Here is a 22,776-nt window from a genome sequence, read left to right on the forward strand (position 1 = left end):
CAATGCCACAGCCCGCTCAAATAATTCAACCAATAAACAAATCCGAGCTGTTACGTGGAGGTAGCCGTGTCGGTCCAGCCCACACGCGAAGACAAGTTCTCTTTCGGTCTATGGACCGTCGGGTGGCAGGCCCGCGATCCGTTCGGTGACGCCACCCGCGGCCCGCTCGACCCGATCGAGGCGGTACAGAAGCTCGCCGAGATCGGTGCTTACGGCATCACCTTCCACGACGACGACCTGGTGCCGTTCGGCGCCGACGCGGCCAGCCGTGACAAGATCATCGCCAGCTTCAAGAAGGTTCTGGACGACACCGGCCTGATCGTCCCGATGGTCACCACCAACCTGTTCACCCACCCGGTGTTCAAGGACGGCGGCTTCACCAGCAACGACCGCAACGTCCGGCGGTACGCGATTCGCAAGGTCATGCGGCAGATGGACCTCGGCGCCGAGCTCGGTGCCCAGACCCTGGTGCTGTGGGGTGGCCGCGAGGGCGCCGAGTACGACGTGGCCAAGGACATCCGGGCCGCTCTCGACCGCTACGCCGAGGGCCTCAACCTGCTCGCGCAGTACTCCGAGGACCGCGGCTACGGCCTGCGCTTCGCGATCGAGCCGAAGCCGAACGAGCCGCGCGGCGACATCCTGCTGCCCACCGCGGGTCACGCCATCGCGTTCGTCAACGACCTCGAGCGGCCCGAGCTGTTCGGCATCAACCCCGAGGTCGGCCACGAGCAGATGTCCAACCTCAACTACACGGCCGGCATCGCCCAGGCGCTGTGGCACGGCAAGCTCTTCCACCTGGACCTGAACGGTCAGCACGGACCCAAGTTCGACCAGGACCTGGTCTTCGGCCACGGCGACCTGCTCAACGCGTTCTCCCTGGTCGACCTGCTCGAGTTCGGCAACCCCGAGGGCGGCCCGGCGTACGAGGGCCCGCGGCACTTCGACTACAAGCCGTCCCGTACCGAGGACTACGACGGCGTCTGGGAGTCGGCGAAGGCCAACATCCGGATGTACCTGCTGCTCAAGGAGCGGGCGCAGGCGTTCCGCGCCGACCCGGCCGTGCAGGAGGCGATCGCCGCGTCCAAGGTCAACGAGCTGCGCACCCCGACGCTGAACGCCGGCGAGACGTACCAGGACCTGCTCAACGACAAGAGCGCCTTCGAGGAGTTCGACGCCGACGCCGCCGGCGTACCGGGCTACGGCTTCGTCAAGCTGCACCAGCTGGCCATCGACCACGTGCTGAAGGCGAACTGAGGAAGAAATGACTCTCGTAGCCGGGATCGACAGTTCCACCCAATCCTGCAAGGTGGTCATCCGCGACGCGGAGACCGGAAAGCTCGTACGGCAGGGGCGCGCGAGCCATCCGGAGGGCACCGAGGTGCATCCGGACGCCTGGTGGGACGCGCTACGCAAGGCGATCGACGAGGCCGGCGGGCTGGATGACGTCGCCGCCGTCTCGGTCGCCGGGCAGCAGCACGGCATGGTGGTGCTCGACGAGAACGGCGAGGTGGTCCGCCCGGCGTTGCTGTGGAACGACACCCGCAGCGCCGGCGCGGCCGCCGACCTCATCGACGACCTCGGTGGGGGCGAGACGGGCCGCCGGGCCTGGGCCGACGCGGTCGGCATCGTCCCGGTGGCCAGCTTCACCCTGACCAAGCTGCGCTGGCTGGCTCGCCACGAGCCGGCCAACGCGGCCCGGGTGGCCGCGGTCTGCCTGCCGCACGACTGGCTGACCTGGAAGCTGTCCGGGTCGACCGACATCAGCACGATCAAGACCGACCGCAGCGACGCCAGCGGCACGCTCTACTGGTCGGCCGCCACCAACTCGTACCGCCCGGACCTGCTGGAGCTGGGCTTCGGCCGGCAGATCCGCACGCCCGAGGTGCTCGGCCCGACCGGCATCGCCGGCCACCTGCCGTCCGGGGTCCCGCTGGGCCCCGGCGCCGGGGACAACGCGGCGGCCGCCATCGGCACCGGTGCCGGCCCGGGCGACGTGATCGTCTCGATCGGCACGTCCGGCACGGTCTTCGTGTCGTCGGACGTGGCGCCCGACGACCCGAGCGGCACGGTGGCCGGCTTCGCCGACACCACCGGCCGGTTCCTGCCGATCGTGGTCACGCTCAACGCCGCCCGGGTGCTTGATGCCGCGGGCAAGTTGCTGAATGTCTCGCACGACGAGCTCTCCCGCCTGGCGCTGTCCGCGCCGGCCGGGGCCGACGGCCTGGTCCTGGTGCCGTACCTGGAAGGCGAGCGCACCCCGAACCGGCCGAGCGCGACCGGGGCGATCCACGGGCTCACGCTCAAGACCTCCGATCCGGCGCACCTGGCCCGGGCCGCCGTCGAGGGCATGCTGTGCGCGCTCGCCGACGGCCTGGACGCCCTGGTCGGGCACGGCGCCACGGCCAACCGCATCGTGCTGGTCGGCGGCGGCGCCCGCAGCGAGGCGGTCCGGCGGATCGCGCCCGAGCTGTTCGGGCTGCCGGTGCTGGTCCCGCCGCCCGGCGAGTACGTGGCGGACGGCGCGGCGCGTCAGGCGGCGTGGGTCGAGGCCGGGGGCGACCTGCCGCCCGCCTGGTCGGCGGAACCCCCGGAGACGTACGAGGAAACGCCGGTTCCGCTGATTCGTGAGCAGTACGCCGCTGCTAGGGACGCGGTTCTCGATCGGCGAGGCTAACCTTCTGGCGTGGGAAAGGGCGGCAGCGCGCACCGCGTCTACAGCGTCGTGGTGTTCGTGGTCCTGGCATCGCTCGACAACGTGGCGATCGGGCTGGTGCCGCCCCTCTACGGCAGCATCGGCGATGATCTAGGCGTTTCGCAGGGCCACATCGCGCTCGCCACCACGGTGATGTTCCTGATCAGCGCGGTGGCGGCGATCGGCTTCGCGTACGTCGGCGACCGCACCAACCGCAAGCCGGTGCTGGTCGTCGGCACGCTGATCTGGATCGCCGGCACCGCGATGTCCGGCGAGGCCCATTCGTACGCCGTCTTCCTGCTCGCCCAGGTCATCGCCGCGTTCGGCCTGGGCGCCGTGGCATCGGTCAGCTTCTCCGTGGTCAGCGACCTGATCACGCCGAAGCGGCGGGGCCTGGTGATGAGCTTCTGGGGCCTGTCCCAGGGCGTCGGCACCCTGGCCGGCACCCTGGTCGGCGGGATTCTGGGCCACGACAACTGGCGCGAGCCGTTCCTGGTCACCGCGGCCGCCGGCTGCGTCGCGACGGTCGCGTACCTGTTCACGTACAGCGTGCCGCGCGGCGACAGCCAGCCGGAGCTCGCCGGGGTCGAGTACGACGAGCGGATCCACCACGACGACCTGCCGGTCATCCTGCGCCGGCGGACCAACATCTGGCTGATCCTGCAGGGCGGCACCTCACAGATCGCCTTCGGCTCGCTGGTGTGGCTGCCCGTATTGTTCCGCGCTCGAGCCGAGGACCAGGGGTACTCGGCGCCCACCGCGATCCTGGTGGGCAGCGTGTTCGCCACCCTGTTCCAGCTCGGCGGCGCGCTGTCCATTCTCGGTGGTCTGGCCGGCGACCGCCTCCAACGCCGTACGCCGCGGGGCCGCGCCCTGGTCGCGGCGGTGGGCGTCCTCGCCGCCGTCCCGCTATATGTGGCCCTGTTCTTCGTCCCGATGCGGATCGAGGTGCCGGACGGCGCCGGTTCCGGGGCGGTGATCCGCGCCGTGATCACCGACGTGTTCACCGAGCCCACCGTCGGCGTCTGCCTGTTCATCGCGGTCATCGCCTTGATGCTGACCTCGGCGAACTCGCCCAACTGGTTCGCCATGATCGCCGACGTGAACCCGCCCGAGCACCGCGGCACGGTCTACAGCATGGGCAACCTGGTCAACGGGTTCGGGCGCGCGGGTGGCAACGTCATGGTCGACGTCGCCTTCCGCGGCTTAGCCGGGGCCTTCCCGCCGCCGCTGAACTACGCGGTCGGCCTGGCCGCCTTCCAGTTCTTCTTCGTCCCGACCGGTGTCATGTTCTGGCTGGCCAGCCGCACGGTGGCCAAGGACATGGCGAACACCCACGCCGGCCTGCTGGCCGCCGCCTCACAGAGCCGCCCAGAGGGTGACGTCACCGGGGACGCGCCCGTCGTCCCCGAGCGGCTCGCTGCTCAGCAGGACCCGAGCCCCGAGCGGTAACGACACCGGCTCGGCGCCGAAGTTGGTCAGCACCAGCACCTGCCCGTTGCGGAAGGCCAGCACGTCCTTCGTCTCGTCGAGCCAGGTCAAGTCTCCGAGCCCGAGGTGGTGCTCGCGTCGCAGCGCCAGCGCCGAGCGGTACAGCTCCCAGGTCGACCCGGCCACCCCCTGCTGGCGGTCCAGCGCGTACTCGGCCCACACCGCCGGCTGCGGCAACCAGCTTCGATCCGAGGGCCCGAAGCCGTACGACGGTGCGTCCGCCTCCCACGGCAGCGGCACCCGGCATCCGTCCCGGCCCCGCTCGGTGTGCCCGGAGCGTTCCCACGCCGGGTCCTGCCGGGCGTCGTCCGGCAGCGTGGTGTGCTCCGGCAGGCCCAGTTCCTCGCCCTGATACAGGTATGCCGAGCCGGGCAGCGCCAGCATCTGCAGGGTGGCCGCGCGGGCCCGGCGCAGACCCAGCCCGGTGTCCGGTTGCGGATCGCCGACGCCGATGCCCGGCATGCGGCCGCGGCTGCCCTCGTATCCGAGCCGGGTGGCGTGCCGGACCACGTCGTGGTTGGACAGCACCCAGGTGGTCGGCGCCCCCACCCCGTCGCCGGCCGCGAGCGAGACGTCGATGACCTGGCGCAGCTCGGCCGGCAGCCAGCGCGCCTCCATGTACTCGAAGTTGAAGGCCTGGTTCATCTCGTCGGACCGCACGTACCGGGCCAGCCGGTCGGCCGGCGACACCCAGGCCTCGGCCACCAGCACCCGGTCACCCGGGTACGCCTCGACGATCCGGCGCCACTGCCGGTAGATCTCGTGCACGCCCTCCTGGTCCCACATCGGCGGCGGCGGGCCGAGCGGATCGAGGCCGCCGAGCACCGCGCCCCGGTAGGTGTATTCGGCCAGGCCGGGGTCCTTGATCAGGCCGTGCGCCACGTCGACCCGGAAACCGTCGACGCCCCGATCGAGCCAGAACCGCAGGATGTCGGCGAACTCGTCGCGCACCTCCGGGTTGTCCCAGTTGAGGTCGGGCTGCGACACGTCGAACAGATGCAGATACCACTGCCCGTCCGGGACCTGCTGCCAGGCCGGCCCACCGAAGACGCTCTGCCAGGAGTTGGGCGGCTCGTCCCGGAAGATGTAGCGCGCCCGCTCGGGGCTGCCCGGCCCGGCGTTCAGCGCGGCGCGAAACCACTGATGCTCGCTGGAGGTGTGGTTCGGCACCAGGTCGACGATGAACCGGATGCCCAGCTCGTGCGCCGCGGTGATCAGCTTGCCGAGGTCGTCGAGGTCGCCGAACCGCGGGTCGACGTCGCGGTAGTCGGCCACGTCGTACCCGCCGTCGCGCTGCGGCGAGGGATAGAACGGCGACAGCCAGACGGCGTCCACGCCCAGCTCCTTGAGCTGCGGCAGGCGCTCGGTGATACCGCGGAGGTCACCCATCCCGTCGCCGTCGCTGTCCGCGAACGACCGCGGATAGACCTGGTAGATGACGGCGTCGCGCCACCAGACGTCAGACATAGGGGCAACCTTAGCCATCGAGGATCGCCGCGAAACGTTCCTCCGCCAGGTCGAGTTGATCAAGGATGTGATCCTTGGCCGCCAGCGACAGCGGGGTGTCCGGCCGGCCCACGAGCTCGCGGAGTTTCGGCACCAGCGGGCGGTATTTGGTGGCCGAGGAGAACGCCTTCTCCGGCGACGTGTGGATCACGCCGACGCCGTTGTCGGTGAAGTCGGAAACCTTGATGACCCGGGCCCAGGGGTCACGTTCCAAACTGTCCGCGACGTGCGCGCGATACTGCTCGTGGCGGTCCCGTTCCGGGTCGTACTCCGGGTTCGTGACCGAACGGACCAGCTCCGCCACCCGCGGGTTGTAGCGCAGCGCCAGCGCCGCGATCGCCGCCTCGGTCAACTCGTCGTGCGTGCCCGCCGGAAGCCCGCTCAGCTCGTCCGGGTGATCCTCCACGGCGTCGTGCAGCAGGGCCGCGGTGAGCACGTCCACGTCGCGTACCCCGTAGTAGCGGATGATCCGGATGGCGACCCGGAGCAGGTGATTCATGTACGGCTCGAAGACCCGGCGGTCGTGTGCGTGCAGCCGGCCGGCCAGGTTCAGCGCGTCCACGAGCTGGTCTCGGTCGGCCGGCGGGAACGACTCCAGCTCGATCAGGAGCCGCTGCCGCAGACCGTCCTCGCCGTACGCCTGGGTGATCGCGTGCAGCGACATCGAGTTCAGCTTCCGGGGCGCCATGCGCAGAACGTATCGGATGTGGCTCTCATCCGGGTATTGGTCGGCTTCCAGCGGTCAACTGCCCGTGGTCGACCGCAGCGGCACCGGGCGGGGCGACGGACGCCGTCCGGCGGCCGGGACGGGCGACACATGCTTGAGCGACCAGGGGTTCGCGCTCTCCGCGTGCACCCCGCGGCGCGGCGTGCCCTCGCCGTCGGTGAACTCCTCCTCGGTCATCGCCTGCAGCGCGCTCAGCGCGACCGCGACGATGGTGGCGGCGGCGAGGACGGTGATCGGCACGATCATGGTGAGCGGCCGGATCCCGGTCACGTGCGCGTCCGGCACCGGGTCGAGCCGCACCGACACCGCCGCCATGGCCGTGTAGTGCACGCCGCAGACGGCCGCACCGACGGCCGCCGACGCGAGGGTGATCCGGATCCAGCCGCGCACCGCGATCGCGAACCACATCGCGACCGTCGCCGACACCACCGCGATCAGCGCGGACGCGGCCACCAGGCCCTGGTCGTACTCGATGCGGCCGGCGACGTGCACGCCGTACATGCCGGTGTAGTGCATGGCCATGACCCCGGCTGCTGTTATCAGTCCGGCCGGGAACAGCTTGATCGCCCGGCGCCGGCCGTTGCCGACCAGGAGCAGGCCCAGGCCCACCCCGAGCACCGAGTACGCCAGGCTGGTCAGGGTCAGCGCGACGTTGAACCGGATCGGGCTGTCCGGCACGTCGAAACCGAGGAACGCGGTGAAGTGCATGAGCCAGACCGCGCCGCCGATCGAGAAGGCCGCGATCACCAGCCACCGGTTGCGGCGTCCCTTGGTGCGGGCGTCGCGCGCCCGGGCCGTGGAGAGCAGGCCGAAGAAGGAGCCGAGGAAAGCCAGCAGATAGGCGGCTATCGGGTTGAAGGCTCCGTACGTGAAGTGATGAACCTCGGCCACTGGGAGCACCTCGCCAAATAGATGAATGAACGCGAAGGATTCATCCAGAAGCGGGCACCATGAAGTCGCACCACAAGTGCGCAAAAGGAACCGGAGCCACCCGAAAGGGTGGCCCCGGTCGAGGCTTATTCACGACCTACCGCAAGCCAACGGTGGGCGCGAGGGATGCGCCCGGTCTCCACCGTCGTGAATAAGCCTCGCTCGTGCTGGGGGGACGCATCCGGCCTAGGTGAAGATGCTCACGCCACCGGGGCCGACCAGCAGGCCAACAATGATCAACACGATGCCCCAGAGGAGCTGCCGCCGGAACAACGCGAGGATGCCGGCGACCACCAGAATGACTGCGAGAATCCAAAGCAGTAGCGTCATGCACTCGGGTTACCCGGACCACAGAAATCGAAAACCACCTCACGAGACTCCGGCGAGTTCCGCGTCGGTCCGGTCGGAAAGTAGCTGGTAGACGTTGTATGCCTGCTTGATCACCGGGTGCGCCACGTTGCGGACCGCGACCCCGCCCGGCGTCCGTCCCCGCTCCGACCCGTGGTGCGCGTGCCCGTGCAGCGCGAGCGACGTGGGCGCCGAGTCGATCGCGCGCCCGAGCTGGTACGAGCCGAGGAACGGATAGATCTCCAGCGGCTCGCCCACCAGCGTCTCCGGCACCGGCGCATAGTGGGTGAGCGCGACCAGCGCGTCCACCTGGACCGACAGCAGCGCGGCGGCCAGCCGATCGGCGACCACCTCGGTGGTGCCCACGAAGTCCTTCATCTCGCGCTCGCCGAAGTTGCTCGCGCAGGCCCCGGCGAACCCGCCGCCGAAACCTTTCACGCCGGCGATGCCGAGCCGGTGCCCGTGCAGCTCCAGCACCGTCGCCTCGCCTTCGAGCACGGTGATCCCGGCCTCGGTGAGCACCTCGGCGACCCGGCTCTGCTGGTCGCTCTGATGGTCGTGGTTGCCGAGCACCACCACGACCGGGACGGCCAGCCCGCCGAACTCCGCCGCGAAGCAGCGGGCCTCCTCGACGGTGCCGTGCCGGGTGAGGTCGCCGGCCACCAGCAGGGCGTCGGCCCGGTACGGCAGTTGCTCGAGGGCGGGCCGGTAACGCCCCACCACGTCCTTGTCCACGTGCACGTCGCCCACGGCGGCGATCCGGATCATGAAATCTCCTCAACCTCGCTGGGCGCCTGGGCCCGGGTGATGCCGATGTCGCAGGTGATCGCCAGCTCGGGGAAGTGCTCGGCGATCTGCCGGCAGATCTCGTCCCGGCGCTGGTCGCTCTCCACGTCGCCGAGCAGCACCACCGCGTGTTCCCGCCGTTGCACGGTGATGCCCTGTTCGGCCACGCGCCCGTCCTCGGTGAGCAGCCGCTGGATCTCGGCCTCCAGGTATTCCTCATCGATCTGGTTCATGCTGAGACCTTTCTATCGGCATATTTCACGACATCCAGGCGATCGAGGAGAATGAGAAAGGCTTCCGCGTACGGGGATTTCGCCGTCTCCCGACGCACCCGCTCCCAATCGATCTGTTCCCGCAGCGATCGCGCCACCGGGAAGCCGGTCGCGAAGTCGCAGTAGTGCTGGCTGTAGCTGAGCAGCTTGTGCACCATCAGCCGGGTCGCCGAGATGACCGGCATGTAGATCGCCTCGACCGAGATCTGCTCGGTGTCGTGCAGCGTCTCGTCGGTCACCGGCGACTCGACCGGCCGGTAGATCAGATCCACCATCCGGTCCTCGTCGTAGACCTTGACCAGCCAGTCCTCCGGCGGCTGCTCGGTCCGGAACCCGACCTTCGCCAGTTCCGCGAGCGCGTGGTCCACATCCTCCTCGCGCAGCAGGAAGTCGACGTCATGATCACTGGAGTGGCCGCCGTGGGCGTACACCGCGAAGCTGCCGCCGAGCGCGAACGGGATGTCCGCGGACTTCAGCGTGGAGGCCACCCGCTTGAGCGTCATGGCGAGTCCGACATCCACCTGGTGCGGCATGAGGATCTCCCTGTCAACGTGTGCGGTCGTTGCGCAGTACGACTACCCGAGCCGCCCCCCGTTGACACGCATGCCCGGCTTGCCCCCATTTTGATACGCGAATGGGTCCCGTCGCCGGGGAACGCGTGTGCGCGCGCCCGTTACCGTTGATGAGATGGCGCTCACCTCAGGTAACCCCCGAACCATTGCGCTCGTCGGCATCGACGGATCGGGCAAGACCACGCAGGCGCACCGGCTCGCCGACGAACTGGTCGCGGCGGGCGTCCATGCCGCCTATCGGCGCAATGCGGGCGGCCGGCATTGGTTCCGCCTTCTTGCCGTACGCCTCGGGCGCCGCGACGGCGAGCACCTGCTCGGCCGCCGTGGCATGCTGCTGGTCGAGTTCTTCCTGCGCTGGTTAGCCATTCTCCGTACGCTGCTGCGCCGCGCCCTGACCGGCGAGGTGGCCGTGATGGACCGCTACGCCGTCTGCCAGTACGTCAGCCTCCAGGCCCGGGGTGGTGGCCCGGGTGGCGTCCGGCTCGCCCGCCTGGCCTACCGCCTCTTCCCGGAACCGTCCCGGACGATCTTCCTGGACGTCGACCCGTCCGTGGCGCACCGCCGGATCGAGTCCCGTGGCTACGACAGCGAGACCATGGAATACCTGAACGCCGCCGCGGCCGCCTACCGCTCGCTGCCCGAGTACGCCGGCTTCGTGATCGTCGACGCGAACGGCGAACCGGACGAGGTCGCGGCCCGGATCCGCGCGGTCATCCCGGAACTGGCCGCGCGGACCAGCCACCGGCTGGTCCGCACCCTGATCCTGGCCGGTGGCCCGCTCGCGGCCCTCGCCGCCGCGCTGGGCTTCCAGCTCGCCGACGCTCTGTGAGGCGTGCTCAGGCCTGTCCGTAGACCGGGATCTGCGCGCCGCTGGTCGGCGCCGACGCGTCCGAGGCCAGGAAGAGCAGCAGCGGCGTGATCTCGTCGGGCCGCACCCAGCGGGACGGGTCACCGCCCATGCTGCTCCGGTTTCCCGGGGTGTCGATCACGCTGGGCAGCACCGTATTGCAGCGCACCTTCTGTTTCCGATACTCGACCGCCACCGTGTTCGCGAACGCCAGCACGGCGGCCTTGCCCACCACGTAGCCCACCGCACCGGGGAACGGCGCCACTGCGGCCCGGGTCGCCATACAGACGATCGAGCCACCCCCGCCGGCCACCAGGTGGGGGAGTGCCGCGGCCGTGATGAGGTACGTCGGCCGCAAGTTGGACCGCAGCAGCGCCTCGAACTCATCGACCGGTGTCTCGGCGACCAGCCCGCTGCCGCCGTACCCGCCCACCAGGTTGATCACCGCGCGTAGCGGAGCCGCGGCCTCGGCGGTCGCCACCTCGATCGCGGTGGCCGCGGACGACTCATCGAAGAGATCGCCCTCGACCGGCACCGCGCCCTTCGGGAGCCGGTCCGTGCTACCCGGCCGGATCGGCGCGACGACCCGCCATCCGTCGGCGACGAAGGCCGACACCGCGGCGCCGCCCAGCCCTCCCGTACCACCCGTGATGACGACCGTGCGTCCGTTGTCCATACGTGCATGCTGCCCGTTAGGTGGACGCGCGGTCTGTGTCTTTCGTCACGTCGCGTGACGGATGACGGCGTACCTGGGAATTCGTTGTCAACGATGTTCAGCCGCTCGTGCGTCACCCGGATGGGCGAGTGAACAGCGGCGCGAGGTGCAGCATCGTGTCAGGTGGCCCATCCCGGCCCGAACCTTACGGATCCCGAGCCGTCAGCGTTCGCGGCAAAACGGCCGGGAAGCTGTCGATGCTGCACGTGAACCTGCAAAGCCATCTGGCCGTATGGGGTAGTGACGAGTGTCCCAAGCGAGGTGGTGATGCCCGTCGCTGCGTCTGATAGGGGTCGGTGGTGTCATGTCACAAGCGGCGGGTATGCGTCCGTCTACTAGAGGGACGACAGCCGCGGGTCGTTACGCCGGAGCAAGATCTCTGCTCAGCAAGTATGCAGTCGGCTCTCAGGTTTCGGCCAGGCGTTCGTGACACTTTCGACCCACCAGCCGGAATCAGTGCAGGCAGCCATTTGTTGTGTAGATGCCAGTAACCGCGATGTGCGAACCGCGGACGTTACGGGGAGGAACTGATGGACACAGGTATCGCCCGTAACGGGGTTAGTAGTGATGGCAATGAGGGGACCGTGGGCAACGTGGAGAACAACACCGTCATGCGGACTGATCAGGTCGCTGAGGAGCGTGACCTGGTTGGCGTCTACCTGCACGAGATCTCCCGGACGCCGCTTCTGGATGCCGCCAAAGAGGTCGAGCTTTCCAAGGCGATCGAGGCGGGCCTCTATGCCGAGTTCCTGCTCGACGAGGGCGAGGTTCCGCGCGGCGTGAGCCGGGAGGAACTGGAGCGACTCGTCACCGAGGGCCGGCGAGCCAAGGACCTGTTCATCCGAGCCAACCTGCGCCTGGTCGTGTCGATCGCGCGGCGGTATGTGCGGTCCGGCATGCCGATGCTCGACCTGATCCAGGAGGGCAACACCGGCCTGGTTCGCGCGGTCGAGAAGTTCGACTACGAGCGCGGATACAAGTTCTCGACGTACGCGACGTGGTGGGTTCGCCAGGCGATCAGCCGGGCGATCGCGCAGCAGGAGCGCACCGTGCGCCTGCCCGTGCACCTCGTCGAGGACGTCAACCGGATGCGTAACGTGACCCGTCAGCTCGTCCGCGAGCTGGGCGGCGACCCGGAGCCCGAGCAGATCGCGGCGGCGCTGGGCGTCACTGTCGAGCGGGTCAACGAGCTCACCCGCTGGGCTCAGGACACGGTGTCGCTGGACACCCCGGTCGGCGACGACGGCGACACGAACCTCGGCGACCTGGTCGCCGACGGCGACGCCCCGTCCCCCGAGGAGATCGTGCTGACCGCACTGGAGCGGCAGCGCATCGAGGGCCTGCTGAACCACCTGGACGACCGTTCGGCCGGCATCATGCGGGCGCGGTACGGCCTGGAGGACGGCCGGGAGCACTCGCTCACCGAGGTGGCGTCGCGCTTCTCGCTCAGCCGCGAGCGCATCCGCCAGCTCGAGATCCAGGCGCTCGGCCGGTTGCGCGAGCTGGCCCGGGCCGAGGGCCTGCAGGCCGCCTGATTTTCCCCCCGTTACGAGACAACAAAGGCCGGTACCCGTCGTGGGTACCGGCCTTCTTCGTGCCCGGCTCGGTTAGGTCACCCGGCCGTAGCCGTAGATCGACATGCCCAGGTTGATCGACCGTACCGAGACGAATCCGCCCGGCTTGGGTGCGTCGATGATCTGGCCGCCGCCGACATACAGCGCCACATGTTGCAGGCCCGCGTAGAACACCAGGTCGCCGGCCTTGAGATCGCCGCGGCTGATATGCGCCGTGGCACTCCATTGCGCCGCCGCGTTGTGCGGAAGCGAGTAGCCGGCCGCCCGCCACGCCATCATGGTGAGCCCGGAGCAGTCCCAGCTATCGGGTCCGGCCGCATTGATTTTGTACGGTTCGCCCTGCTGCGCGTAGGCGAAGTCGACGGCCTCGCCGGCCGCGCCGGAGAGCGCGGGTGCCTTCTGCGCCTTGCCCGGCGTGTCCTGCGCCGACCCGAACGCGCTGATCTTCATCTCGTTGAGATCGGCCAGCTTGGAATCCGCGGCCTTCTTCTGGGCCTTCAGCACGTTCAGCTGAGCGGCTTGCTTGTCCTGTGTCGCCTTCAACGCGGCCTGCCGCTGCGTGAACGTCTGGGTCGTCTCGGTGAAGGTGTCGATGTCGCGCTGGTTCGAGGCCTGGATGACTTCGAGGTAGCTCATCTTCTGGATGAGGTTGGTGCCGTCGCCGCTGAGCAGCGCGCTGGCCGGGCCGACCGGGCCCTGCTGGTACGCGGTGCCGGCGATCGTGGTGACCTGGGCGCTGGCGTTCGCGAGCGCGACCCTGGCGGGCGCCAGCGAGGCCTGCAGCTTCTTCTGGTTGTCTTGGGTCTTCTTGAGGCTGATGTTCGTCGCGTTGATCGACTCGGCGATCTTCTCCACCTGATCGGACGCGGCGTCGATCTTCTTGGTGAGATCGGTCGAGGGACTCGCGTTCGCGGCATGTGCACCGGTCAGGGTGATCGCGCAGGCCGCCACCGCGACCACGAGTGCTCTCAGCCTCGTGCGGGGGTGTCGCACCGGTATGGGGGACCTTTCTTTCCGCCAGGCCGCCTACCGGATATTCCGCAACGTGGCCGGATCGCTCGTCGAGTGAGCGATCCGGCCACGGCGGATGATTTCGGCGGCGTTGGCCGGCGCCACGAAGGGGAGTGGCTGCGGACCGAACCAACCGGATCAACTTATCGGGGGCTTAATAAAAACTAAAGTCCGCCCCGGATTATTTAAGGAAACGGGAACGACTCGACACGCATAGTCATTCCCTCTTTGCTCTTAGGTGACCCGGCCGTAGCCGTCGACCGGCATTCCTCGGTCGATGGATCGGACGTCCACCGGTTTTCCCTCGGTCGGCGCGTCGATGACCTGGTCGTTGCCGACGTAGATCGCGACGTGCGCGAGTCCGTTGTAGAACACCAGGTCGCCGGCCTTGAGATCGCCGCGGCTGATCCGGGTTGTCGCGTCCCACTGAGCCGCGGCATTGTGCGGCAGCGACTTACCCGCCGCTCCCCAGGCGCCCATGGTCAGACCGGAACAGTCCCAGGAGTTGGGCCCCGCGTCGCCGAAGCCGTACGAGTCGCCAACCTGGTCGTACGCGAATCGGACCGCGACGCCGGCCGAACCGGAGATGCTGGGAATCGTGCCGTTGAAGGTCGCCTTCTCGTTCGCGGTCCCGAACGCCGCGACCCGCTTGGCCTTGAGATCCTTGATGTCGGACTCGATCTTCTTCCGATGAGCCGCGATCTCCTGGAGCTGTGCGCTCTGCTTGGCCTTTGTGGTGTTGAGAGCGGTCTGACGCTGGGTGAACGTCTGCGTCGTTTCGGTGAAGGTGTTGATGTCGCGCTGGTTGCCCGCCTGGATGACTTCGAGGTAGCTCATCTTCTGGATCAGGTTGGCGCCGTCGCCGCTGAGCAACGCGCTCGCCGGGCCCACCGGGCCCTGCTGATACGCGGTACCCGCGATCGTGTTGACCTGAGCGCTCGCGTTCGCCAGCGCCACTTTGGCGGGTGCCAGCGAGGCTTGCAGTTTCTTCTGGTCGTCCTGCGTCTTCTTGAGGCTGATGTTCAGCGCGTTGTACGACTCGACAACCTTTTCGAGATCTTGCCCCTGTTTGTCGATCTGCTTCTGGAGGTCGCTGGCCGACGGGCTCGCGTGGGCGGCCGGAGCCGCGGTGAGGGCGATCGCGAACGTCGTGGCCGCGACTACCAACGCCCGAAACCTCGTACGGGGGTGTGGCACCGGTGTAGTGGCCTTTCTTCCGCTTGGCCGCCTACCGGGTTAGCTGACGGATTCGGGCGGGAAGAAGGCCCTACCGCAATCGCGGATTCACCCCAAGTAACCGGTTCCCCGGTACGCCGCGACACCTGGCCGCTCGGGGGAGAGCAGTTCGGAGTTCACGGTGATTCGGCGGCGTTGGCCGGCGCCACTGAGGGAAGCGGCTGCGGACCGAACCAACCGGATCAACGTATCCGTACTGAAATCAAAATCAAGACTTTTAGAAGTTACTTAAGGAATGCGTTCTGCGCGTAAATGGTGCGCCACGCTTAGTTGTCAGACCGGGCTTTTTGCCGGGGCGGCACTCGCCGTCGGGACCCAGTTGCGACTGACCTTGCGCTCGGTCCAGAACGACAGGAACGGGATCGTGCCGGCCAGCATGACCAGGACCATCCGCGGGAACGCCCAGCGCGCGCGGCGGGCCAGGTCGAACGTCAGCAGCAGGTAGACGATGAAGAGGAAGCCGTGCAGGGGGCCGACGATCGCGACCACCGAGTCGTTGTCCCCGATGTACTTCAGCGGCATTCCGACCACCACGAGCGCGAGCAGGCCGGTGCCGACGACCCACGCGATGATGCGGTAGCGGATGAGTGCTCCCTGCACGTTGCACGTCCTATTTCTTGAGGTGTCCGGGGTAGTCCGCGGGGCGGGCGCCGGGATTGGCGGCCAGCCAGGCGAGATAGTCGTTGTAGGCGTCCAGTTCGGGGTCGTCCTCGGTGGCGTCCCGGCGCACCGCGACCTTGACCGGGCGGCCGACCGTAACAGGGGAACCTGGGAGGCGTTCCGGCCGTTTTTCCGGTGCCGGCTCGGGCTCCGGCTCGGAGCGTGCCGGTTCGCCGCGGGCCTGCCGCAGGGCCAGCTGGACCTCGCGGTACCAGAGGAAGATCACGAAGCCGGCGAAGACCGGCCACTCGAACGTGTAACCCCAGCTCAGGCCGTTACCGCCGGTGGCCCGGCTGAGCTGCCACCAACCGAGGCCGAGGCAGCCGGCGGTGGCCGCCAGCGCCAGGACGTGCCGGGCGATCCACGCCGGCGTCCAGAGCCCCTTCATGACACCGAGAGTACCGGCGCGGCAGCGGGTCGCCTCAGGTGCCTACGAGAGCCCCTTGAGTGTGGTCCGGGTCACAACAGCTCACGGAATCGCGACCGCCGTCCGAAGGTTGACAGTGGATGTCGGTGTGTTCAGTGTCCCCGGGCCTCACCACATTGCCTTCACGGATTACCGTTCGGCTGGAGCCGTGTCGCGCCACTCGCCGCGAGGCGACATGCACACCGACACCCGCGCCGCCCCCGGCATCGCCGAGGGCGGCGCATTTGTTTTGCCCCGGAACTGAACCTGTGGCCCGCGCAACTGCCGCGAACACTCCCGACTTCGGAGCCGTTTGGAGCTATGCCCCAAGACGTACCCGATTCGCACTGGAGGTCCGATGCGGCGACACGAGCGGGACAAGTTTTTCGTGGTGGACGAGGGCGTGTTCACCGGCGACGGCACTCGGAAACGTTCGCGCCCGAACGCCCAGGAAGAGATCCGTTCGTTCCGCTTCTCCCGCCTTGGGCCGGCCAACGAGGAGACCGGCGAGGACAGCCTGCACACCGCTCTCGCGACCGCGATGACGACCGGCACCGCTCCGGACTCGGCGGGCGTCCCGGCCGGGTTCACGTACCTCGGACAGTTCGTCGACCACGACCTGACCATGGACAACACGGCAACGGTGCTGGGCACCGAGGTGACCGTCGAGGAGCTGCTGCAGGGCCGGTCGCCGGCGCTCGACCTCGACTCGCTGTACGGCCGTGGCCCGGACGCCGAGCCGCGCTTCTACCAGCCCGACAAGATCCGGCTCAAGACCGGCAAGACCGCGGCCGTGCCCGGCGACCCGGTCGCGGGCCGCGACCTCGACGGCTTCGATCTACCCCGGGTCGGCGAGGGGTCCACCAAGGGGGCGCGCCGGCTCGCGGTGATCCCGGACTCGCGCAACGACGAGAACCTGATCGTCGCCCAGACGCACCTCGCGTTCATCCGCTTCCACAACAAGATCGCGGACACGCTCGTCGCCCAGGGCATGACCGGCGCGGAGCTGTTCGCGAAGACCCGCGAGCTGGTGACGCTGCACTACCAGTGGATCGTGCGGCACGACTTCCTGCCGCGCGTCATCGATCCGGCCATCGTCGACGACGTCTTCACCAACGGCCGCAAGCTCGTCGATGCCGGGCCGGGCGCTCGCATCGACGAGCCGCCCACCATGCCGATCGAGTTCTCCGTCGCGGCGTACCGCTTCGGCCACAGCATGGTGCGTGACCAGTACGAGTGGAACCGCTTCTTCAACTCCGGTGCCGGCGCGATCACGAAGGCCACCCTGCCGTTGCTGTTCAACTTCAGCGGCACGAGCGGGACGCTGTCCCCGGATGGCAAGCCGGACGACCCGGAGACCGGCGGATTCGAGCGCCTGCCCACGAACTGGTGCGCCGACTTCCGCCGCTTGTATGACTTCACCGAGGCCGGCCGCGACGACCTGAAGGGCCCCGGCGTCAACCTCACGAAGCGGGTCGACAGCCTGCTGGTGGACCCGCTCAAGGCGGTTCCGGCCGGCTCGTTCAACGGCCGCGGCTCGGCGCTCGACTCGATCGAACGCAACCTGGCGTTCCGCAACCTGACCCGGGCCTCCATGGTCGACCTGGCGACCGGTCAGCAGATGGCCGAGTTGCTGGGGGAGAAGCCGTTGACGGCGAGCCAGCTCCTGGACGGCGACGGCTCCGGCGCGGCCCTCAAGGACCTCGCTGACGACGACCGGGACCGGCTGGTGAGTAAGACGCCGCTGTGGTTCTACATCCTGCGCGAGGCCGAGGTGAACGACGGGAAGCTGGGCGCGGTGGGCGGGCGCATCGTGGTCGAGACCTTCCACCGCGCGATCGAGGCGAGCCGTATCTCGATCGTCCGGCAGCCGGCCTGGCGGCCCACGCTGGGCGCCGAGAAGGACGTCTTCCGCATGGTCGACCTGCTGCTGTTCCTGTCGGACGGCAAGGAGGACCTGCTCAACCCGCTAGGCGACCCGAGCTGAAAAAAGGGGGGAGCCGCCGGCTCCCCCCTTTTCTCCCGATGGGTCAGGCTTCGTGCTTGCCCGGGTCACGCAGCGGGCCGGCGCCGACCTCACCGGGCACGCCGTCGCTGTTCTCCGCGGCCAGGATGTCGTCGGCGCGCTGCTGCTGCGCCGAGCGTTGCGCCAGCGGGATCTCCGGCAGGAAGAAGACGACGACCAAGCCCACCAGCATGATGATCAGGGCCATCAGGAACACGGTCTGGATGCCGTCCGAGAAGCCGACCTTGAACGGGTGCGCGACGACGTCGGACAGCTTGTTGATCCACGACGTGTCGCTCAGGTCGCCGCCGCCCGCGGTCGCGGACTGCAGAATCTGCGCCTGGTCCGGGTGCTGCTGCAGGGCCTGCTGGAACTCCGGCGTCCCCTTGGCCGCGTCGAACGCGTGCGAGATCTTGCCGGGGAGCACGTTGAACAGCACGGACAGGAAGACCGCCGTGCCGAGCGTGCCGCCCATCGACCGGAAGAACGTCACCGAGCTGGTCGCCACGCCGATCTCGCGCGGGCTCACCGCGTTCTGCACCGCGGTGATCATCGGCTGCATGTTGCCGCCGAGGCCGAGGCCCATCACCACCATGATCAGCATGGTCCGCCACAGCGGGGTGTCGGCGCCGATCGTCGCGAACAGGGCCAGCGAGATCGCCATCAGGGTGCTGCCGATGATCGGGAAGATCCGGTACCGGCCGGTCCGCGCGATGAGCTGACCGGCGGTGATCGAGCCGGCCATGATGCCCACCACGAACGGGATCATCTGCAGGCCGGCCGCCGTCGCCGAGGAGCCCTTCACGATCTGCAGGTACAGCGGGACGGTCAGCAGCCCACCGAACATCGCGATGCCCAGGATCGAGCTCGAGGTCGCCCCCACCGCGACGGTCCGGTTCCGGAACAGCCGCAACGGCAGAAGAGCCTCTTCCCCGTACGCCCGTTCGGCCAGCCAGAAGCCGATCAGGCCGAGCGCGCCGATCACGTAGCAGGCGAGCGACCGCCCCGAGCTCCAGCCCCATTCCCGGCCCTGCTCGGCCACGGTCAGCAGCGGCACCAGCCCGATGATCAGGGTGAGCGCACCCGGCCAGTCGATGCGGTGGTTGACCCGGTGGTGCGGCAGGTGCAGCACCCGGGCCACGACGATCATCGCGGCGATGCCGATCGGCACGTTCAGGTAGAACACCCAGCGCCAGCCGGACACCCAGAGCAGCGTGTCGGCACCCGCGAAGAAGCCGCCCAGGATCGGGCCGAGCACGCTCGCCGTACCGAAGACCGCCAGGAAGTAGCCCTGGTAACGGGCCCGCTCCCGGGGCGGGACGATGTCGCCGATGATGGCCAGCGCCATCGACATCAGACCACCGGCGCCGATGCCCTGCACGGCACGGAACGCGGCCAGCTCGTACATGTTCTGGGAGAGACCGCAGAGGAACGAGCCGACGATGAAGATGGCGATCGCGAACAGGAAGAAGCCGCGCCGGCCGTAGATGTCGGACAGCTTCCCGTACAACGGCGTGGAGATCGTCGAGGTGATCAGGAAGGCCGTCGTCGCCCAGGCCTGCAGGTTGAAGCCGTGCAGGTCGTCGGCGATGGTGCGGGTGGCCGTCGCCATGATGGTCTGGTCCAGGGCGGCGAGGAACATGCCCATCATCAGGCCGACGAGGATCGTCAGGATCTGCCGATGGGTGAACTCCACGGACGGTCTGGCGGCCGGCGGGCCGCCCGCCGTCCCGGCCCCTGCCGGTGCGGTGGTCGTCGGGTTAGTCACGCGTTCTCCCGTGGTGGTGTTCCGGCCGGGTCGTTGCGCAGTTGCGCCTCGACCGAGCTATTGAATTCTTCGAAAAGTTCGACGAAGGCGGCCACACGATTGGCTGGCCAGTGCCTCAGGGACTCGCGCAGCCAGGCCTGACGCCGCTGGTCGAGCTGCTCGCAGGCGGCCAGCCCGGCCTCGGTGATCGCCAGGCGCGACGCCCGGCCGTCGGACAGGTCGGCCTCGCGGCGGGCAAATCCGGCCTTTACCAGCTGGGCCGCCTGCCGGCTGATCGTGGACGGGTCGGCCTTCTTGATCTCGGCCAGGTCGGTGACCCGCAACGGCCCCATCGTGCGCAGCGGGACCAGCAGCAACAGGGCGGAGAACTCCGCACCCAGGTCTCCGAGATCGAGCATGCTCTTGGCCCGCGTGACCAGCCGGTGGAATCGCTGAAGTTCATCGGCCAGCCGCGACGTGGAGCGCTCGATGTCCGATTCGCGCACGCGTCTATGCCCCTAACAGCGCAGCCATCCAAGGGGGTTGATTGGTTGCGTGTAGCGTACAACTTCTTGAGTGACGAACGCATCTCGGTTCACTCAGAGGTGAGTGACGCTCATCGCATTCGCCAGACCCCCGTCGCCAGGGTCTCGGCGTCCTCGAGGGCCGCCGGCACCGGCACCACATACTCCGCAACCTGCTCGAACAGGTGCTCCGGGAAATACCCGCGGCCGGGGTCGCCGACCAGCACGCTGACGCCCTGCTTCCGCGCGGCCCGAAGCCGGCTCGTGATGAGGGGCGCCACCGCCGGGCTGTAGAAGACGTCACCCGCCAGCAGGACGTCCACCCCGGCGCCGCCGGCCGCGTCGTGGCTGGCCGCCAGGTTCACGCCGCGGCCGGCGTCGTCGCTGGTTCCTGGACGCGCGCCGCGGCCGGCGTCGTCGCCGGTCCCCAGATTTACGCCGTTGGCGACGGCGTTGCGGTGCGCGGCTTGCACGGCGGCGGGATCGACGTCGGTCGCGGTCACGTCGGCCGCGCCGGCCAGCGCCGCGGCGATCGCGACGATGCCGCTCCCGGTCGCCTCGTCGTGAACGCGGAGGCCGGCCACTTCGGCCGGGTGGTCCAGCAGGTAGCGCGCCAGAGCTTGACCGCCCGCCCAGACGAAGGCCCAGAACGGCGGCGGCTCGTCACTGCGAAACTCGCCCCCGGCCAGGTCGAACAGCCCGACCGGCTCGGCCACGAGATAGAGCGAGATCTCCGGCACCAGCGGCACCGGCATCAGCTGTGTAGTCGGCCGCGTCATTCGTCGATCCTCCACCCGCCCTCGCCCCACTCCAGAGCGCGGGGACGTGCGCCGCTCCGAGCACCAGATCCCCACACCTTGGGGTGTGGTGCCGGGGTGTGGGGAGGTGGGGTGCTGTGGGTGTCGGGGGTGCCCACGCCTTGGGGTGTGGGGCCGGGGTGTGGGGAGGTGGGGTGCTGTGGGTGTCGGGGGTGCCCACGCCTTGGGGTGTGGTGCCGGGGTGTGGGGAGGTGGGGTGCTGTGGGTGTCGGGGGTGCCCACACCTTGGGGTGTGGTGCCGGGGTGTGGGGAGGTGGGGTGCTGTGGGTGTCGGGGGTGCCCACACCTTGGGGTGTGGTGCCGGGGTGTGGGGAGGTGCGGTGCTGTGGGTGTCGGGGGTGCCCACACCTTGGGGTGTGGTGCCGGGGTGTGGGGAGGTGCGGTGCTGTGGGCGTTGGGGATGCCCACAGCTTTGGGCGTGCTGGTGGGGTGTGGGGAGGTGCGCCGGTCTCGGCGGGCGAGATGGCTGGGCTCGGGCGAGGTGGGCTGGACCCGGGCGGGGTGGGTCAGTGGACGGCGTCGGCGGGGTGGGTGGTCATGAGCTTCGCGCGGTACTCGGCGCGCGCCTCGGCGGCCCACGGCTCGTGCTCGTCCTCGAGCAGCGGACGATTCGCCACAAATCCGGCCGCGGCCAACGGCTTCACGGCTCGGTCGGCCGGGCGGTGCGCGGCCGCGGCCATGAGCTCGTCGAAACGGGCCACGTCGACCCGGACCCGCTCGGGGTTGAGCGACCACCGGCCGCGGTGGCCCACGACGACGGATTCGTGGGATGAAACGCCCGGCTCCAATTTATCGCGCAAAACCGACATGTCGGTTTCGACGTCTTTCTTCCCGGTGTTCAAAATTCCGGCCAGCTCCGACGTGGACAGCTCGCCACGCAGCGCGATCAACGCCAGCAAATGCCGCGGCCGATCTCCGCCGAAATCGGTCCCCACCAGGCGAATGCCTCGGGTCCGCACCTCGAGGCGACCGAAAAGCTGGATGTCGAACATGTTTCGGAACTCTGCAAGTGAGAGAGTTAGACAGCAAGCCCCAAACCGAGGGGGGCGCTCACCCGAAAGACTGGTGATCTCGTCCGCTTGGACTCATCCGATCATCGGGTGTACCGACGGATCGAAGCCGGGCCGGTGGACCGAGCGCCTGTTGGTACGGCCAAGATGAGTGCGGGTACTCCTTAGACTTCGTCGGAACGTTGAAGAGAAAGGTGGCGCATGACTAACGGCGATGCGATCAGCGTTCTCGTCGTCGACGGCCACCAGACGTTCGCCGAGCTGCTCGGACACGCTCTGGCCGGCCAGCCCGACCTCGAGTACGTGGGGCACGCCCTGACCGGGGCGGAGGCGATTCGGCTGGCCGCGGAGCTCAAGCCGAACGTCATCCTGCTCGATCCCGATTTGTCCGATGGGGACGGTATTGCGATTGCCGAATTGATCCGGCATCGGCAGCCGGACACCCGTGTGGTGATCCTCACGGCAAGCGATGAATCATCATTGGTGACCCGCGCCACTGCCGCCGGCGCCGCCGGATTCTTGTCGAAGAATGGCGCGCTCGGTGACGTTTTGAATGCGCTGCGCACCGCCCACGGCGGCGGAATGACCGTTTCCACGGACATCCTGGCGCGATTACTGCGAACGACATCGCCGGTGGTCGGCCCGCGCGGCGGCGGCCTCACCGTCCGTGAGGACGAGGTGCTGAACCTGATGGCGGCCGGGCTCGACGCCCGCGCGATCGCCCGGCGGCTCGGCATCAGCCTGCACACCTGCCGCGGCTACGTGAAGGCGGTGCTCGCCAAGCTCGGTGCGCACAGCCAGCTCGAAGCGGTCGCGATCGCCACCCGGCGCGGCTTGATCCGGCCCGGCCGACCGTAACCCTAAGTAGTTCCCGTCACCACTCATCCGGGACGACGCCA

General features: G+C 68.8%; 23 protein-coding genes and 1 riboswitch. Of the genes, 7 read left to right on the plus strand and 16 right to left on the minus strand.

Features of this window, described 5'->3' with window-relative positions; genetic code table 11:
- Positions 1–66 precede the first annotated feature (66 nt).
- The 3 genes from xylA to HH310_RS30780 are packed head-to-tail and all read left to right on the plus strand — an operon-like array spanning position 67 to position 4,144.
- On the plus strand, positions 67–1,254 hold the full coding sequence (xylA, locus tag HH310_RS30770) for a xylose isomerase (protein WP_169179209.1): 1,188 nt from the start codon (positions 67–69) through the stop codon (positions 1,252–1,254).
- A gap of 7 nt (positions 1,255–1,261) precedes the next feature.
- On the plus strand, positions 1,262–2,674 hold the full coding sequence (gene xylB / locus HH310_RS30775) for a xylulokinase (protein WP_169179210.1): 1,413 nt from the start codon (positions 1,262–1,264) through the stop codon (positions 2,672–2,674).
- A gap of 9 nt (positions 2,675–2,683) precedes the next feature.
- Positions 2,684–4,144: an MFS transporter gene (locus tag HH310_RS30780; protein WP_169179211.1), complete on the plus strand. Its 1,461-nt coding sequence runs from the start codon at positions 2,684–2,686 to the stop codon at positions 4,142–4,144.
- On the opposite strand, the gene HH310_RS30785 is transcribed toward HH310_RS30780, so the two are convergent.
- From HH310_RS30785 to HH310_RS30815, 7 genes are all read right to left on the minus strand, one after another.
- Positions 4,052–5,650 carry a glycoside hydrolase family 13 protein gene (locus tag HH310_RS30785; protein ID WP_169179212.1) on the minus strand — a complete coding sequence of 533 codons (1,599 nt, stop codon included), beginning with the start codon at positions 5,648–5,650 and terminating at the stop codon, positions 4,052–4,054. The genes HH310_RS30780 and HH310_RS30785 overlap by 93 nt on opposite strands.
- Before the next feature lie 10 nt (positions 5,651–5,660).
- Positions 5,661–6,377 (minus strand): HD domain-containing protein, encoded by a 717-nt coding sequence (locus HH310_RS30790; protein WP_169179213.1) that lies wholly within the window; start codon positions 6,375–6,377, stop codon positions 5,661–5,663.
- A gap of 54 nt (positions 6,378–6,431) precedes the next feature.
- Positions 6,432–7,307, minus strand: coding sequence for an MHYT domain-containing protein (locus HH310_RS30795; RefSeq protein ID WP_169179214.1), 876 nt, complete (start codon positions 7,305–7,307; stop codon positions 6,432–6,434).
- Positions 7,308–7,532: 225 nt separating this feature from the next.
- A complete protein-coding gene (locus HH310_RS30800) occupies positions 7,533–7,676 on the minus strand; it encodes a GPGG-motif small membrane protein (protein ID WP_169179215.1) in 144 nt (47 codons plus the stop codon).
- Between the two features lie 39 nt (positions 7,677–7,715).
- A complete protein-coding gene (locus tag HH310_RS30805; protein WP_169179216.1) occupies positions 7,716–8,462 on the minus strand; it encodes a metallophosphoesterase in 747 nt (248 codons plus the stop codon).
- The gene (locus tag HH310_RS30810; RefSeq protein WP_169179217.1) at positions 8,459–8,713 is read right to left on the minus strand and encodes a hypothetical protein; all 255 of its coding nucleotides are present in this window, start codon (positions 8,711–8,713) and stop codon (positions 8,459–8,461) included. Before HH310_RS30810 ends, HH310_RS30805 begins: the two co-directional genes overlap by 4 nt.
- A complete protein-coding gene (locus tag HH310_RS30815) occupies positions 8,710–9,285 on the minus strand; it encodes a nucleotidyltransferase (RefSeq protein WP_169179218.1) in 576 nt (191 codons plus the stop codon). The genes HH310_RS30810 and HH310_RS30815 overlap by 4 nt, the downstream gene beginning before the upstream one ends.
- 154 nt (positions 9,286–9,439) lie before the next feature.
- On the opposite strand from HH310_RS30815, the gene HH310_RS30820 reads away from it, so the two are divergent.
- Entirely contained in the window at positions 9,440–10,153 is a 714-nt protein-coding gene (locus tag HH310_RS30820; protein WP_169179219.1) for a dTMP kinase, read from the plus strand.
- A gap of 7 nt (positions 10,154–10,160) precedes the next feature.
- On the opposite strand, the gene HH310_RS30825 is transcribed toward HH310_RS30820, so the two are convergent.
- Positions 10,161–10,847 (minus strand): SDR family NAD(P)-dependent oxidoreductase, encoded by a 687-nt coding sequence (locus tag HH310_RS30825; RefSeq protein WP_169179220.1) that lies wholly within the window; start codon positions 10,845–10,847, stop codon positions 10,161–10,163.
- 569 nt (positions 10,848–11,416) lie between these two features.
- Between HH310_RS30825 and HH310_RS30830 the strand changes: the two genes are divergently transcribed.
- Positions 11,417–12,421, plus strand: coding sequence for an RNA polymerase sigma factor RpoD/SigA (locus HH310_RS30830; protein WP_169179221.1), 1,005 nt, complete (start codon positions 11,417–11,419; stop codon positions 12,419–12,421).
- A 72-nt stretch (positions 12,422–12,493) separates the two neighbouring features.
- Here HH310_RS30830 and HH310_RS30835 read toward each other — a convergent pair whose 3' ends face one another.
- From HH310_RS30835 to HH310_RS30850, 4 genes are all read right to left on the minus strand, one after another.
- Entirely contained in the window at positions 12,494–13,453 is a 960-nt protein-coding gene (locus HH310_RS30835; protein ID WP_312034422.1) for an NlpC/P60 family protein, read from the minus strand.
- A 252-nt stretch (positions 13,454–13,705) separates the two neighbouring features.
- Positions 13,706–14,638 carry an NlpC/P60 family protein gene (locus HH310_RS30840; RefSeq protein WP_169179222.1) on the minus strand — a complete coding sequence of 311 codons (933 nt, stop codon included), beginning with the start codon at positions 14,636–14,638 and terminating at the stop codon, positions 13,706–13,708.
- Between the two features lie 43 nt (positions 14,639–14,681).
- Positions 14,682–14,818, minus strand: a riboswitch (cyclic di-AMP (ydaO/yuaA leader).
- 162 nt (positions 14,819–14,980) lie between these two features.
- Complete coding sequence (locus tag HH310_RS30845) at positions 14,981–15,307, minus strand: DUF3817 domain-containing protein (protein WP_169179223.1); 327 nt, start codon at positions 15,305–15,307, stop codon at positions 14,981–14,983.
- Between the two features lie 10 nt (positions 15,308–15,317).
- Positions 15,318–15,755 (minus strand): hypothetical protein, encoded by a 438-nt coding sequence (locus HH310_RS30850; protein WP_169179224.1) that lies wholly within the window; start codon positions 15,753–15,755, stop codon positions 15,318–15,320.
- A gap of 376 nt (positions 15,756–16,131) precedes the next feature.
- Here HH310_RS30850 and HH310_RS30855 point away from each other — a divergent pair, with 376 nt between their 5' ends.
- A complete protein-coding gene (locus tag HH310_RS30855) occupies positions 16,132–17,760 on the plus strand; it encodes a heme peroxidase family protein (protein ID WP_211192810.1) in 1,629 nt (542 codons plus the stop codon).
- Positions 17,761–17,803: 43 nt separating this feature from the next.
- On the opposite strand, the gene HH310_RS30860 is transcribed toward HH310_RS30855, so the two are convergent.
- The 4 genes from HH310_RS30860 to HH310_RS30875 form a co-directional block, all read right to left on the minus strand.
- Complete coding sequence (locus tag HH310_RS30860) at positions 17,804–19,546, minus strand: MDR family MFS transporter (RefSeq protein ID WP_169179225.1); 1,743 nt, start codon at positions 19,544–19,546, stop codon at positions 17,804–17,806.
- A complete protein-coding gene (locus HH310_RS30865) occupies positions 19,543–20,031 on the minus strand; it encodes a MarR family transcriptional regulator (RefSeq protein WP_312034423.1) in 489 nt (162 codons plus the stop codon). The genes HH310_RS30860 and HH310_RS30865 overlap by 4 nt, the downstream gene beginning before the upstream one ends.
- A gap of 110 nt (positions 20,032–20,141) precedes the next feature.
- Positions 20,142–20,828, minus strand: coding sequence for a methyltransferase (locus HH310_RS30870; RefSeq protein ID WP_169179226.1), 687 nt, complete (start codon positions 20,826–20,828; stop codon positions 20,142–20,144).
- Positions 20,829–21,373: 545 nt separating this feature from the next.
- A complete protein-coding gene (locus HH310_RS30875; protein ID WP_169179227.1) occupies positions 21,374–21,859 on the minus strand; it encodes a hypothetical protein in 486 nt (161 codons plus the stop codon).
- A gap of 219 nt (positions 21,860–22,078) precedes the next feature.
- Here HH310_RS30875 and HH310_RS30880 point away from each other — a divergent pair, with 219 nt between their 5' ends.
- Positions 22,079–22,735, plus strand: a complete 657-nt coding sequence (locus HH310_RS30880; protein WP_169179228.1) for a response regulator transcription factor — start codon at positions 22,079–22,081, stop codon at positions 22,733–22,735.
- Positions 22,736–22,776: the final 41 nt, after the last annotated feature.

The sequence above is a fragment of the Actinoplanes sp. TBRC 11911 genome, assembly GCF_012933445.1.
In the GTDB taxonomy this organism is placed as follows: domain Bacteria; phylum Actinomycetota; class Actinomycetes; order Mycobacteriales; family Micromonosporaceae; genus Actinoplanes.

Excerpts from the sequence above, each read along its gene's own strand:
- xylB (WP_169179210.1), top strand. The coding sequence starts at position 1,262 with ATGACTCTCGTAGCCGGGATCGACAGTTCCACCCAATCCTGCAAGGTG.
- HH310_RS30785 (WP_169179212.1), bottom strand. The coding sequence starts at position 5,650 with ATGTCTGACGTCTGGTGGCGCGACGCCGTCATCTACCAGGTCTATCCG.
- HH310_RS30790 (WP_169179213.1), bottom strand. The coding sequence starts at position 6,377 with ATGGCGCCCCGGAAGCTGAACTCGATGTCGCTGCACGCGATCACCCAG.
- HH310_RS30800 (WP_169179215.1), bottom strand. The coding sequence starts at position 7,676 with ATGACGCTACTGCTTTGGATTCTCGCAGTCATTCTGGTGGTCGCCGGC.
- HH310_RS30805 (WP_169179216.1), bottom strand. The coding sequence starts at position 8,462 with ATGATCCGGATCGCCGCCGTGGGCGACGTGCACGTGGACAAGGACGTG.
- HH310_RS30810 (WP_169179217.1), bottom strand. The coding sequence starts at position 8,713 with ATGAACCAGATCGATGAGGAATACCTGGAGGCCGAGATCCAGCGGCTG.
- HH310_RS30815 (WP_169179218.1), bottom strand. The coding sequence starts at position 9,285 with ATGCCGCACCAGGTGGATGTCGGACTCGCCATGACGCTCAAGCGGGTG.
- HH310_RS30820 (WP_169179219.1), top strand. The coding sequence starts at position 9,440 with ATGGCGCTCACCTCAGGTAACCCCCGAACCATTGCGCTCGTCGGCATC.
- HH310_RS30825 (WP_169179220.1), bottom strand. The coding sequence starts at position 10,847 with ATGGACAACGGACGCACGGTCGTCATCACGGGTGGTACGGGAGGGCTG.
- HH310_RS30830 (WP_169179221.1), top strand. The coding sequence starts at position 11,417 with ATGGACACAGGTATCGCCCGTAACGGGGTTAGTAGTGATGGCAATGAG.
- HH310_RS30850 (WP_169179224.1), bottom strand. The coding sequence starts at position 15,755 with ATGAAGGGGCTCTGGACGCCGGCGTGGATCGCCCGGCACGTCCTGGCG.
- HH310_RS30855 (WP_211192810.1), top strand. The coding sequence starts at position 16,132 with ATGCGGCGACACGAGCGGGACAAGTTTTTCGTGGTGGACGAGGGCGTG.
- HH310_RS30870 (WP_169179226.1), bottom strand. The coding sequence starts at position 20,828 with ATGACGCGGCCGACTACACAGCTGATGCCGGTGCCGCTGGTGCCGGAG.
- HH310_RS30875 (WP_169179227.1), bottom strand. The coding sequence starts at position 21,859 with ATGTTCGACATCCAGCTTTTCGGTCGCCTCGAGGTGCGGACCCGAGGC.
- HH310_RS30880 (WP_169179228.1), top strand. The coding sequence starts at position 22,079 with ATGACTAACGGCGATGCGATCAGCGTTCTCGTCGTCGACGGCCACCAG.